12 protein-coding genes are annotated in these 13,534 nt (G+C 40.3%); 4 read left to right on the plus strand and 8 right to left on the minus strand.

Annotated elements, in window-relative coordinates:
- Nucleotides 1-103: 103 nt before the first annotated feature.
- The 3 genes from gndA to efp form a co-directional block, all read right to left on the minus strand.
- Nucleotides 104-1,621 (minus strand): NADP-dependent phosphogluconate dehydrogenase, encoded by a 1,518-nt coding sequence (gene gndA / locus GFB48_RS05005; RefSeq protein WP_163932039.1) that lies wholly within the window; start codon nucleotides 1,619-1,621, stop codon nucleotides 104-106.
- A 117-nt stretch (nucleotides 1,622-1,738) separates the two neighbouring features.
- Nucleotides 1,739-2,704: an elongation factor P--(R)-beta-lysine ligase gene (gene epmA, locus GFB48_RS05010; protein WP_163932042.1), complete on the minus strand. Its 966-nt coding sequence runs from the start codon at nucleotides 2,702-2,704 to the stop codon at nucleotides 1,739-1,741.
- Nucleotides 2,705-2,781: 77 nt separating this feature from the next.
- Nucleotides 2,782-3,351 (minus strand): elongation factor P, encoded by a 570-nt coding sequence (gene efp, locus GFB48_RS05015; protein WP_163932044.1) that lies wholly within the window; start codon nucleotides 3,349-3,351, stop codon nucleotides 2,782-2,784.
- A 40-nt stretch (nucleotides 3,352-3,391) separates the two neighbouring features.
- Between efp and epmB the strand changes: the two genes are divergently transcribed.
- Nucleotides 3,392-4,393 (plus strand): EF-P beta-lysylation protein EpmB, encoded by a 1,002-nt coding sequence (epmB, locus tag GFB48_RS05020; protein WP_163932047.1) that lies wholly within the window; start codon nucleotides 3,392-3,394, stop codon nucleotides 4,391-4,393.
- Here epmB and GFB48_RS05025 read toward each other — a convergent pair.
- Nucleotides 4,383-4,682 (minus strand): hypothetical protein, encoded by a 300-nt coding sequence (locus tag GFB48_RS05025; RefSeq protein WP_163932050.1) that lies wholly within the window; start codon nucleotides 4,680-4,682, stop codon nucleotides 4,383-4,385. The genes epmB and GFB48_RS05025 overlap by 11 nt on opposite strands.
- A gap of 106 nt (nucleotides 4,683-4,788) precedes the next feature.
- Between GFB48_RS05025 and GFB48_RS05030 the strand changes: the two genes are divergently transcribed.
- Entirely contained in the window at nucleotides 4,789-5,859 is a 1,071-nt protein-coding gene (locus GFB48_RS05030) for a methyl-accepting chemotaxis protein (RefSeq protein WP_163932053.1), read from the plus strand.
- A gap of 37 nt (nucleotides 5,860-5,896) precedes the next feature.
- Here the strand turns inward: GFB48_RS05030 and GFB48_RS05035 are convergent, their stop codons facing one another.
- Nucleotides 5,897-6,757: a MaoC/PaaZ C-terminal domain-containing protein gene (locus tag GFB48_RS05035; RefSeq protein WP_163932056.1), complete on the minus strand. Its 861-nt coding sequence runs from the start codon at nucleotides 6,755-6,757 to the stop codon at nucleotides 5,897-5,899.
- Between the two features lie 253 nt (nucleotides 6,758-7,010).
- Between GFB48_RS05035 and GFB48_RS05040 the strand changes: the two genes are divergently transcribed.
- Entirely contained in the window at nucleotides 7,011-7,322 is a 312-nt protein-coding gene (locus GFB48_RS05040) for a prephenate dehydrogenase (RefSeq protein WP_163932059.1), read from the plus strand.
- A 92-nt stretch (nucleotides 7,323-7,414) separates the two neighbouring features.
- On the opposite strand, the gene GFB48_RS05045 is transcribed toward GFB48_RS05040, so the two are convergent.
- A complete protein-coding gene (locus tag GFB48_RS05045; RefSeq protein WP_163932064.1) occupies nucleotides 7,415-7,948 on the minus strand; it encodes a DUF3016 domain-containing protein in 534 nt (177 codons plus the stop codon).
- Between the two features lie 51 nt (nucleotides 7,949-7,999).
- Nucleotides 8,000-8,779, minus strand: a complete 780-nt coding sequence (gene tcdA / locus GFB48_RS05050) for a tRNA cyclic N6-threonylcarbamoyladenosine(37) synthase TcdA (protein ID WP_163932067.1) — start codon at nucleotides 8,777-8,779, stop codon at nucleotides 8,000-8,002.
- A gap of 155 nt (nucleotides 8,780-8,934) precedes the next feature.
- Between tcdA and GFB48_RS05055 the strand changes: the two genes are divergently transcribed.
- A complete protein-coding gene (locus GFB48_RS05055; protein ID WP_163932069.1) occupies nucleotides 8,935-9,756 on the plus strand; it encodes a DNA ligase in 822 nt (273 codons plus the stop codon).
- On the opposite strand, the gene GFB48_RS05060 is transcribed toward GFB48_RS05055, so the two are convergent.
- The gene (locus GFB48_RS05060; protein ID WP_163932071.1) at nucleotides 9,751-13,407 is read right to left on the minus strand and encodes a response regulator; all 3,657 of its coding nucleotides are present in this window, start codon (nucleotides 13,405-13,407) and stop codon (nucleotides 9,751-9,753) included. The genes GFB48_RS05055 and GFB48_RS05060 overlap by 6 nt on opposite strands.
- Between the last annotated feature and the right edge of the window lie 127 nt (nucleotides 13,408-13,534).

The following is a 13,534-nucleotide window of genomic DNA, read 5'->3' on the forward strand; positions in this document are numbered from 1 at the left end:
CTAACCCACAGATTAGTTAAAATATGAAACAAACTCAGATACAAAAAAAGCCAAGTATATTCACTATACTTGGCCTCATTTAATACCTTGCTATGACAAATTTTTAAATTTTGACAATAGAGCGATCACCACTCCAAAGTACATGGTACTTGTCATTCCCTACAACATCGGTACGTTCGAAAGTGTGGGCACCAAAGAAGTCGCGCTGTCCTTGTAATAAATTAGCAGGCAAAACTTCTAGACGGTATGAATCATAGTAACTCAATGCTGAACTAATGGCACCGCATGGGATCCCAACAAGGGCACCCTTGGCAACAATTTGACGCCATGAGTTTTGGAAACGATTAACTTGCTCTGCAAAATAAGGGGCAACCAGAAGATTTTTCAAATCTGGATTTTCTTGATACGCTTCAGTAATTGATTGTAAGAAACCGGCACGAATAATACAGCCAGCACGCCATATTTTAGCAATCTCAGCAAAATCTAAGTTCCAACCATTTTCTTTTGCTGCCATGTCCATCAAGTGGAAACCTTGAGCATAGGCACACACTTTAGCGCTGTATAAAGCTTGCTCCAATTGCCCAATAAACTCAATTTGTTCTAGCTCTACCTTATTGGCAGGGCCTTGTAATACTTTAGATGCCTCAATACGCTCGTCTTTCAAGCTTGAAAGGCCACGGGCAAATACCGCTGCCGCAATCGATGGCGCCGGAGCCCCCACCTGCAGTGAACTTACCGCTGTCCATAAGCCTGTGCCTTTTTGGCCAGCCTTATCGACAATAATGTCGACTAACGGTTGATTGTTTTCAGGTTCAACTTGATCCAGCACTTCCGCACTGATACCAATTAGGTAGCTGTTTAATGGACCTTGATCCCACAGTCGGAATACGTCGGCAATTTGTGCTGGGGTCATATCCAAAGCGCTACGCATTAAATGGTAGGCTTCACAAATCAGCTGCATATCCGCATATTCAATACCATTGTGTACCATTTTCACATAGTGGCCCGCACCGCCATCACCAATATAAGTGGCACAAGCCTCGCCTTCCTTGACAGGGTTTCCAGGTTCAAATCGCTCAATTGGTTTACCCGTTTTTGGATCTACTTTGGCTGCAATGGCATGGAAGATTGGCTCTAATTGATGCCAAGCTTCTTTTGGACCCGATGGCATTAAAGAAGGTCCAAAACGGGCACCAACTTCTCCGCCAGATACGGCCGTTGAAAAGAAATTGAACTTTTCTTTGTATCTATCTTCACGCTCTTTAGTATCAGTCCAGAGGCTATTACCGGTATCAACCACAATATCTTGACGATTCAAACCTGCAGCCATTAATTGCTCACAAACCGCATCGACGGGTGCGCCCGCTGGAATTGATAAAATAATTGTTCGTGGCTGAGGTAATTGCTCGAGAAGCTCTTTGAAGTCAGTACATGGAAATATACGTTGAGGCTTATCACCACGTTCAAGTGCATCTTGATTGATCAAGTGTTCAGTCTTTTTTGAATCTAGGTCAAATGCATAAACTTGATAGCCATTATCTGCCAAATTTAGCGATAGGCTACCACCCATAACACCTAAACCAATAAAACCAATTCGACGATCATTCGAAGGGGAAGACATATACCATTCCTAACACATTAAGGGCAAAAAAACGGGCAGATCATACACAAAAGCGCTGCATTTTGCGAAATTTTATTGAGCTCACCCACAAAATTAAAAGCATGTTATAAATTAAACTTATGCACGCTCGATATTGAAACTGATTACCTCACTAATATGGTGTTTATTCAGTGCTAGCATCAATAACCTATCCACCCCTAAAGCGACACCCGCACAATCGGGAAACCCATCTGCTAAAGCGGCAATTAAATATTGGTCAATAGGTAACTGAGTTAAACCAGCCTGTTGTCGTTTTATATTATCGTTCTCAAACCTCGCCAATTGCTCCTTAGCATCTGTCAATTCGTCAAAGCCATTAGCCAGTTCGACTCCCTTAAAATAAACCTCAAAGCGTTTTGCCACCCTATCGTCCAAACGGTCAATTTTAGCTAACGCAGCTTGTGACGCTGGAAAATCATAAATAAAGCAGGGTCTGATTTGGGCTATTTGGGGTTCAATGCATTGACTAAATAATAATTGCAATAACGTATCCTTATCCTCCTCAATTGCCGCGATATCGGCAAAACCTAGAGAACTTGAGAGCTGCTTTAACTGCGCCAATGTTGCCTCTAAAGGATCCAGTTGCAAATGCTCAATAAAGGCCTGTTGATAACTCAGACTGTCCACCCTATCACAACCTAAAACCAACTGCAGTAACTCAGCCATTTCCGCCATTAACTGCTTATCATTAAATCCTGGTCTATACCATTCCAGCATAGTGAACTCAGGATTATGGAAACGACCATTTTCTTCATTGCGAAACGCTTTACAGATTTGATAAATCGGACCAGAACCCGCTGCCAATAGCCGTTTCATGTGAAATTCTGGTGATGTCTGCAAATATAATGTCTTACCATGAGGGTAACCTGGAGCAACCATCTGACTTGTAAATGGATGGAGGTGCAAATCGGTTATTGAGTGTTGGGAGAAGGCGGGAGTATCTACTTCAAGGACCCCTTTGCTCAAAAAAAATTGCCTAATTTTTTGAATTATTTCACTGCGTGCATGTAAAGTTTTAATATCAACACTGGGTTGCCAATTCATAGCGAGTTAATCCTGTTAGATAAAAAAACGGAGCCCTATTGGCTCCGCTTAGTAATGTACCAAGAACCTAATTTAAATTACTTACGCACACGTTCTACGTACTCACCAGTACGCGTATCCACTTTAACCACTTCACCGATAGCAATAAATAGTGGCACACGCACAACAGCTCCAGTAGCTAATGTTGCTGGCTTGCCACCAGTACCCTGGGTATCACCTTTTAGACCTGGATCGGTTTCAGTCACTTCTAATTCAACAAAGTTTGGTGGGGTCACTGAAATTGGGTTATCATTCCAAGTGGTGATAGTACAAACATCTTGTTCAACAAGCCACTTATCCATGTCGCCAATGGCTTTAGAATCGGCGGCCACTTGCTCGAAAGTGTTGTTGTCCATAAAGTGCCAAAATTCACCATCGTTGTATAGATAGGCAAGTTCGGTATCCATGACATCAGCGCGCTCTAGGCTGTCACCAGATTTAAAAGTTTTTTCTAGTACTTTACCTGAAATAAGCTTACGGATCTTAACACGGTTAAATGCTTGGCCTTTACCCGGTTTGACATATTCATTTTCGAGGATGTTGCAAGGCTCACCGTCGATCATTACTTTCAGACCAGCCTTAAATTCATTTGTACTAACAGAAGCCATTTTCTCTTATCTCTAAATTACGTTATGAAACTACTCTAAAATGATAACCCGAATTAGCGAAAATTTACACTCAGATTGGCAAAAAGAGTTAGCCCAAGTGGTTACATGCCCAGAAAAGTTATTAAAACTACTGGATATTAACCCTCAAAATTACCAACAACACTTACCAGCAAAGAAGCTATTTGCCGTTCGGGTACCAAGGCCTTTCATCGCCTTGATGGAGAAAGGCAACATTAATGATCCACTGTTGCAGCAAGTGCTCCCTCTAGCAGATGAATTTACAGAAGTTGCTGGCTTTAGTTTAGACCCATTACAGGAGCATGATAGCGCCAGCCCGGGGCTTTTGCATAAATATGGTAATCGAGTGTTATTGATGCTTAGGGGCGGCTGTGCCATTAATTGTCGTTATTGCTTTAGAAGGCATTTTCCTTATCAAGATAATCAGCCCAATAGAGATAACCTTGAGCAAGCAATCACTTATCTTAAACAAAATAACCAAATCAACGAAGTTATCCTCTCAGGTGGTGACCCTTTAATGGCAAAAGATGAGCATATTGAAAAATTATTAGCTCAATTAGAGCCCATAAAACACATCAATAAAATTCGTATCCACACTCGGTTACCCGTTTGCATTCCGCAACGGCTAACCCTTAGGTTAAAGGATATGCTGGATAAATCGCGTTTACAGGCAAGCATAGTATTACATATTAATCACCCTAATGAGATTGGGGATGAACTGAAAAATAGGCTAATACCTTATCATCGTTCAACGATTACCCTACTTAACCAAAGTGTATTGCTAAAGTCGATTAATGATAATGTTGAGGTATTGACTGAGTTATCAGAAAAGCTCTATCAAACTGGGGTGCTGCCATACTATTTGCATCTATTAGATAAAGTAAAAGGCGCTGCTCACTTCAATGTAGAACAGCAAGTAGGGATAGAATTGATCCAGCAATTACGGGCAAAGGTTGCTGGTTATCTGGTGCCAACTCTTGCCAAAGAAGAGGCTGGCCATCCAAGTAAAACCGCTATTTTTTAGGGGGCTCGTCTACTACAGCAAGCTGATCCATTAGATGCAATACAAACATCAGAATAGTCGCAATGATGGCAATGGGGTAGCTTATACTTGCCTCAAGCCATTGCCAATAACCGCAAGCGAGCATGATCACCGCGAGATAAAACGCAGCACCTTTACCTAGCAATGCAATTTTTGAATTTTTCAGCCATGCGCCACAATGAGTGCACTTCATGTATCTTTGAGCACCATCTACCTGATACTCTTCAAGTTTTGCCAATCTAACTAACTTGGCGCATTGGGGGCATTTCATATATAAAAATTAATACCTTAGTTAAATAAAATGAGGTTATCTAATATTGCCTTTATGAAACCAAAAACTTATTGTTATAAGTGTGTAACTAAAGCAAGAGAACAGCATGTTTAAAATTATAAACAAAACAGAGTTAACGCAGCTTAGACTCAATAACGAAAACCTAAAACAAGAAAATGCGCGCCTTCAACAACAAAACACACAATTACAAAGCAACCAACTTAGTATTTCAGAATTACAGCAACAGGTCAGTGAGCTTAAACAACAATTACAACAGCAACAAATGTTGGCCGCAACTCTTAATGAACATGGTCAATCTTTACAGCAGTATACCCATTCATTCCATCAAAACAATCACCAATTAATACAGCAGACAGATGCCATAGAAAAGCGCAATAGCGACTTTCCCAATACCGAACAGAAACTTCAAAAAATGAATCAATCTCTGCTTAATATGCAGAAGATTTCTAAAAGTAACCAGCAAAGTTTTGCACAGCTTAATGAATTAACAACTGAAATAGGCCAATTTGTTAGTCATATTCATCAAATATCTGAACAAACCAATCTATTAGCATTAAATGCCTCAATTGAAGCCGCCAGAGCAGGCACTCATGGTAGAGGGTTTGCGGTAGTCGCCGATGAAGTTAGAGCATTAGCTCACCGAGCTAATCAAGCCGCCACTGAAATCTCCACTTTAGTCAACAAAATTACCTCTAGCGCCCATGTCACCGAGGCCGCGATTAATGATACAGTGATGCAAACACATCACACTTCAAATATTGCCCAAGAATTAATTGAAGACTCAAGGCAATTAATCGGTTTTTCTGCTAATTCTGGTGAAATCTTACTTGGATGTGCCACTCGTTACTTCGTAACCAGCTCATTATTAGAATACAGCAGTCTTTATTTGCAAGCTCATCAACAAGAGAACCATAACATCCCTGATGTCGACCACACAGTATTTGGCTCTCTTGTGGCTTCGCACCCACAAACCAATGAATTTACTCGTCCAGGTGGGATATTAGAGCACTTCTATGATAAAGCTAACGACTTCCACCAACGACTTGAGTTTGTTAAACAACAGCCCTCTAATGAAAACTTTAATAAACTCGAAAGAAGCTATCACGATATCATGGATTATGTTAAAAAAGCTGAGAAAAAGTTTTTAGAACTATAATAAAAAACAGCCCCAAAATTTGGGGCTGTTGACTATATTAAAGTGGCTTGACAGTACCGACTAAGTGCGGTCTACGCCCTCTTGGATCTCGTAATTCGAATCGACAACCATCATCTGTTGGCACATAGTGAAAACTCACATCATTAGGTAATAGCAGTGGCAGTTTAAATTCTACGTCGACCTGACAAGCACCCTGGGTCAGTTCAGATGGCAGTGCCGCTATACACTTAGCCTTCGACCACATACCATGTGCCAGTACTCGATCAAAACCAAACGGCTTAGCTAACACTGGATGTAAATGAATCACATTAAAGTCACCAGAAGCCATAGCGTATTCGATACCGCTTTTTTGTGGTAATTGCCACAACTTAGCTTCACTCCAATCCATATCAGAACCTCGCGCAGGGCGGCTTCGCTTACCCACTTTGCCTGGTACACGATATAGGTAGGTTGATGTTGCACTCCACACCAGCTCACCATCAACATAAGCTTTTGACTCTAAATCGAACTCTAACCCTTTATCGGTTTCATTGCTGTTAGCAAACTGACACCTAAGATCGAAGCTACTATTCATTGGTATAGATTTATATTGGCTGATACTGTTTTTTAAATGAATCAAACCAAGAGCCGGAAAAGTAACACTTTCATGGGTAAAGAGCAGTACATGTAAACGAAAAACTTGAGTATATAAATAACTTACCGCTAGATTGGTTTGATTCTCAAAACCACATGCTTTGTTATATGCAGCAACCGTCTTTAAGTTCAGTTTATGGTTAGGAAGATGAACGCAAGTTTCTGGCAATAATTGTCCGTCCCAACCAGGCTTCTTATGAAAAAATACTTTACGATATAAAGATAACAGTGATGGCATCGCCGCCAACTCAATAATTGCGCTCATAAAATCCAAAAAAACATCAAAACATTAACTCATTGTACCAGTTTTTTAAGCGTCTAGTTTCATCCAAGACTTAAAAAATAATAAATGATGATTAAAAATTTTCTACTTCTGCCCTATTGTGTCACAATATTGACTCATACTATCTACAGACATAAAGCGGTGACGGCTCCAGTAACGCTGGAGTCCATGACTAAAAATAGCGATTGTCTTCTGGATTCTGTTACACTTATTTTTATTTATAAAGAGTCAAATCATGTCATTTGCTTCTATTTTCAGCCACATTAAAACTAATCTTCAAACAGCTTATCGGCAGGCCTTAGATGCCGACCAAGCGCTGGAGCAGCTTAGCCAAAGTGGTAAAGCAAAATTCAATAATATTTTTGATAAAAATGTTGGTTTCACGACTCAATCCAATCGATTTAAACCTTATGTCGAAGAACTTAGTGCGGATTACGAAAAGTTATCTAAAGGAGTTCCAAGCCCAGATCAACTGCAGCATCTAGTTACCAAACTAGGATTACTGCTTCAGACCCTACAGCAATTTAAAGAGTCTTTAAAGGGCTAGTAATAGTCACACAAATACCAAAAAGGGTTGCATTTGTAGCAACCCTTTTAATAATTCACAGAACTCAAAGTAGCTGTACTGTGTTTTTAAATTTAGTTTGCTTTAAAGGTATTGTTTGCCCAGGCCATCAACATACGAGTTTCGAAGTAAAACTTATTTTGCCCAGAACCAGCGCGACGGATCCTATGGTCAAAACCTAAATCTCTCAACTCTTCTTTACCTGAGGCAATCACCTTGCCATTTTCAAGAAGCTTAAAATCAAATTTAATTGCAGGCGGATACAAGGACTCGACGATTCGAATGTTGTCAGAGCCAAATTCACCAAAAGTAGGCTTCACGTCACCAGCAAGATCTAAATCAGAAACAGTAATCTCTAAGGTTTGTCCCGCGCTCAGAATTTTTTCAACTTGTTTAGAAAATTCCTTAGAAATAACCCTAAAGGCTCTTTCTTGATAGCGACTTTGCAATTCAGAAGCAGCACGAACATCACGGTAGTCATCTGGGTTTTGCCAGACCATAGTCACGGCACCATTGGTGTAAGTAGGGGCTTCCTGCTTGTTTTCTGCGCTCGCAAATCCCGCCATCGCAAGGGTACTTATCAATAATATAATTTTTGATAATTTCATATTAAGCTCCTATTAAAAGTCTATCTAACTCTCTAATATAAATAGAATAGTCTATCTTTCAGCTAACTTCATTAACACTCTAGAAGTAGCAAAAAAAGCAAAAGCTCCGGTTACATGCGTCACCGCTCCGAAACCATTAGAACAATCCATAGATTTCATCCCCTCAGAAGTACTTTTCACAGCACAAGCGCTACCATCAGGTTGAGGATATTTAAGTTTTTCAGTTGAGAATACACACTCAACGGCAAATTTACGCTTAGGGTTCTTACTAAAACCGTGATCACGTCTGAGGATATTTCTCACCTTTGACATCAGCGGATCTTCAATCGTTTTGGCAAGGTCTGTCACTTGTATTAAGCGTGGATCGAGTTGCCCACCAGCGCCCCCGACACTGACAATCTTAATCTTATTTCTTTTGCAATATGCAATAAGCGCAGCTTTAGCTGCCACGGAATCAATACAATCAACTACATAGTCCATCGCCGAGTGTATTAGTTCAGATAAATTTTCTGCAGCAACAAAATCTTCGATCTGGTTCACAATACAATCAGGATTAATGGCTTCAATACGTGCCGCCATTTCTTCAACCTTAGAATGACCAATGGTGTCTTTCAATGCATGGATCTGCCGATTCGTATTCGTCACGCAAATATCATCTAGATCAATTAAAGTAATTTGGCCAATACCACTTCGCGCCAAGGATTCCGCCACCCAGGTGCCCACCCCGCCTATTCCAACAACAGTAACATGGGAATCGTGGAACTTTGCCAGTGCTTGCTGCCCATAAAGCCGGGCTATACCGCCAAAGCGCATTAAATACTGCTCTTGCATCACATTCTCTTTCATAAAACCAAACAGTTAGAGTGTATCAAAATTATCGTATTGACTCATTATCGAAACCAAATGTGATGATTAATTAGCCAAAACTGTGAACCCTGCCATAATTAAGGTAATTGTTGCCGTTGATTTAACCTCAAGGATGAGTGATGAAGTACATTCTTTGCCTATTATTTATCATTAGCACTGTTGCGCATGCCGAGCCTCGCCAACTACAATTAGCGAATGCCGATTATTCCCAGTTAAACCTAAGTGATTACTTAGTAAGCGAAAAGTACGATGGCGTTCGAGGGTATTGGGATGGTCAACAATTCTTTAGTCGCCAAGGGAATCCGATCTTTGCTCCCAAATGGTTTACTAGTGGCTTTCCTAATACCCCATTAGATGGTGAACTGTGGATAGGCCGCGGGCAATTTGAACAGACTTCGGCCATCGTCCGCAGTAAAAATAACCACAAAGATTGGCAGCAAATCCGCTTTATGGTGTTCGACGCACCTGCACATCCTGGAACGTTTATTGAAAGATATCAATTTTTACAACAATTGATGCACTCTCATAGCAATCCATACATTTTCTTAGTGGAACAATGGCCAATACAAGATCATAACCAGTTGCAACAGCAGTTATCCGCATTGGTTGCCCTTGGTGCCGAGGGATTAATGCTGAAAAGGAAACTCAGTCATTATCATGGAAAAAGAACCAATGATTTGATTAAGGTTAAGCTATGGCAAGATACCGAAGCTATTGTCATTGCTCACATTGCCGGTAAAGGTAAATATGAAGGTTTGATGGGGGCTTTATTGGTCGAGACAGCCAATAAAACCAGATTCAAAATTGGCAGCGGTTTTAGCCTCAAACAACGCCAGCAGCCCCCTGCTATAGGGGCCACAATTACCTTTAAATATAATGGTTTTTATAATAATGGTAAGCCTAAATTTGCCACTTTCCTAAGAGTTAGGCCTGACTCATAAGCTCCACTTTTTTAGCATCTGTAAAAGAGCAACCAAATCTATGGGCTTGGTTATATGGTCGTTCATGCCTGCCCGCAAGCTTTTTTCCCTATCACCACTCATGGCATGGGCGGTCATAGCAATAATAGGCAAATCCTGGTACTGAGGCATATTTCGGATGGCTTTGGCAGCTGTCAAACCATCCATCACGGGCATTTGGATATCCATAAGTACTAGGTCGTAGGGCTGGCTCTGTAAACGTTCCAAGGCTTGCTGCCCATCGTCCACAACATCAACGACATAGCCCGCACTTAACAATAACTCTTTAGCCACTTGCTGATTAATTATATTGTCTTCAACCAGCAAAATAGTCTTAGTTATATCATTACTGGGGGGCAATTTTGTTTCTGTCGCAGAGTCAGTTTTTAGTGTCTGATGAGTTTGTAAGTGAATCAAAAGTTCACTCGCTTTAAATGGTTTTTGTAACACTGAATCAATTGCTGTGCCGGCAATTTTCTCTGAAAGTGGCTGAGCACTGTGAGCAGTCATTAATAAGATCTTGGGTAATTTTGATTTCTTTTGTTGTAACTTTTGTACCAAAGAAATACCGTCTAATTCTGGCATCATCCAATCAATTAGTAATAAATCATAATCTTGTGTAATTAACTTAGCCAGACCTTGTGTAGGTGATGTACAACTGTCTACTTTCATCCCCATTTGCTTGAGCATGGTAGAATAAATTTCTGTTGAGGTAGGGTTGTCATCAATAACTAATACACTGGCATTTTGATAACCTGCTGGTAATTCAAGTTTCGACCGATGATCAACCTTAGCCAGATCAAATACCAATTCAAAGCTGAAAGTAGAGCCTTCATGAAGTTGACTCTCAAGGCTGATATCCCCTCCCATTAATTGCACCAGCTGTCTTGATATAGACAATCCCAAACCAGTTCCACCATATTCTCTGGTAGTCGATCCATCAGCTTGAGCAAAAGCTTCAAACAATTGTTGCTGCTTAGTCTCATCAATGCCGATGCCCGTATCTCGTATCCAAAACTTAATCCCTAAGCGGCCATCAACTTGGTTTACTTCCTCACAACCCAGCTCTACTTCGCCTTTTTCGGTGAACTTTACGGCATTAGATAATAAGTTAATAAGCACCTGCGACAATCTTAATGGATCGCCAATTAACTTTAAATTATGGGAAATAGGAGCAAATAAAAGTAACTCATTACCTTTTTTTTGTGCTGCGAGAGCATTAACAGAAATGGCTTGCTCGAGTACCTCTTCAAGATCAAACTCTATCGTTTCGAGTTCTAACTTGCCTGCCTCAATTTTAGAAAAATCAAGAATATCATTAATAATCCCTAATAAATTTTGTGCAGAGAAATCGGCCTTCTTAAGATAATCTGCTTGCTGACTGGTCAATTCGGTTCTTTGGGCAAGTTGCAACATACCGATAATAGCATTCATCGGTGTTCTAATTTCGTGACTCATATTAGCAAGGAATTCCGACTTATATCGGTTTGCCATCTCGGCCTCTTGCTTAGCTTCAATCAGAGCAACTTCATTTTGTTTCTGTTTAGTAATATCCTTGTGGGTACCCAGCATGCGAATTGGCTTATCAGCATCGAACTCTACCACTCGCCCTCGGGACAAAATCCATAAATAATCACCATTTTTAGCTTTTAAACGAAATTCAATCTCATAAGCTTTGGTTGGGTCTTGCCAAAAGTGTTGGTTATAGGCATCGAAGTTGGCTAAATCATCCTTATGAATTAATTTATGGATATTATCAATAAGTGGTGGAAAGTCATCCACTTGGTATCCTAGCATTGAATAGAATGCGACATTGCAAATTAACTGTTCAGAATCTAAATACCAGTCCCATAAGCCATCTTCAACAGCATCCATCGCTAAATGGTAACGTTGCTCAGAATTACGAAGCCTTTCTGCCGACTCATGCTCTTTAGTGACATCTCGCCAAATTGAAATAAGCCCAAGCAATTGCCCATCTCTATGATAAAAAGGCAGTTTTAAAGTATCAAACAGATGTAACTTACCATCAAGCAAGACCTCTTCCAGGTAACGTACTTGAGTTTGCTGCTCCATTACTTGTTGCTCATACTCAATGACACTAGTCAGATTGTCATCTGTTGATAGTTCAGCTTCCAACATACCCACTAATTCATTTTGAGCGAAACCGAGTAATTTTTCGGCTGCATGATTACAACCTAAGAACCGCCCTTCAATGTCTTTAAATGCAATGGCTTCCGGAATAGAGTCAACTATCGAGCGCATTAATGCGTAATCTCTTTCTCTAGATTCTGTCGTCTCTTTTAAACTTAACGTTCGCTCTTCTACTAACCGATCTAGACGTTTATTTTGCTCCGTCAGGCTTTCGGTATAACGCCGATTTTCTCCAAAGATCTTTTCAATCAGTCGAAACCATGGTTTCCACCCAGGTTCAATATTGTTCGGGAGCGGTCGTGGTCTTTGAGCGATTGCTTCAAGATAACTTAATAATTGGGTTGCTGGAGTGATGAATACGCGTCGGGAAATCCAATGCACAATGGAAATCAACAAGGCTAGCGTTAAACCAACAACCGCAAAGCTCCATTTCCAAGTTTCAAATAATTCAATGTATAAGGAGTCAATATCTTGATAATACAATACTCGCCAAGGGGCATTTTCAAGGGCTACTGAATAAACCAATAGGCCGTTAAAGACGGTTCCCATTTCGCCGCTCAATAGTTCATCTTGGCTTACGCCATGAAGCTGAGGAGGCAGTCTCATGCTTAGATGTTGTATCAGGCCCATAGCATTTTCATTATCATCGCTATGGGTCAAAACATTGCCAAACTGATCAACCAGCATCACCTTCCCAGGTACTGAAAAATACTGTCTTATCTGCCTAGATAGTGCTTCTAATGCGATATTGATATTAATCGCCCCAATAAATTCATCATTTTTGTAAAGTGGAATACCGACGGTAGTTTTTAATCCTTTTTGTTTGCTATCAATATAACTCTTTGTCCAGTAGATACTTCTTTGTGGGTTTTGCTGGGGCGTGGCCAGTACGAAGCTATCTTGAGTTAATTGCTCTTCCATAAAGTATGGAGTTGACTGCTCCCAAGGAAAAGTAGATAGCAGTTTATTTTTAGATATGTAATAAATTTCTTCTGCTTTAGGTGCCGTTTCTTTTGCAATTGGGAAAGATAAAGACAATTCGAACAACATATCTAATTCTTGATAGAGGTTTGGGTCTATTTGCTGCCACTGGCCTAAACCAGTGAGCTTACCCATATTTTCAAATCTCTCCCCTGTCACCGGATCAACAATTTCCATTAAAAAGTAATCTGGATACTGTCTAATATATTGGCTGAGCTGATTGACTCTAATAAGTTCACCACGTCTAACATAATCTTTAGCTAGGGTATGTAAAGATTTTAAAGAGCGGATACTACTTTCTAACAGCATGTCCACTTGAACCACATGCTGTTCCACCTGAAGTTGACGTTTTTCTATCAGGTTAGACTTTTGATTACTAAAGATTATTGCAGCACCAATAAGCGCAAGCACAAGCACACCTATATAGGTGTAGAACACTGCGAAGTTGTACTTTTTAATAATCGGCAATTTTTGCAGCAGAGATTTATCAGAGTGCGCCATTAAAAGTTATCATTTAGGAATTAAAGGGTTGCATACATAATTGTATACCCAAGGTCAGAATTGGTACACCAAAGCGGCTAAGTTTCTTAAGAAAAAAATCTCCCTCAGTGAGTACCAATGTCTATAA

The organism is Paraferrimonas sp. SM1919, from assembly GCF_010993985.1.
GTDB lineage: Bacteria > Pseudomonadota > Gammaproteobacteria > Enterobacterales > Shewanellaceae > SM1919.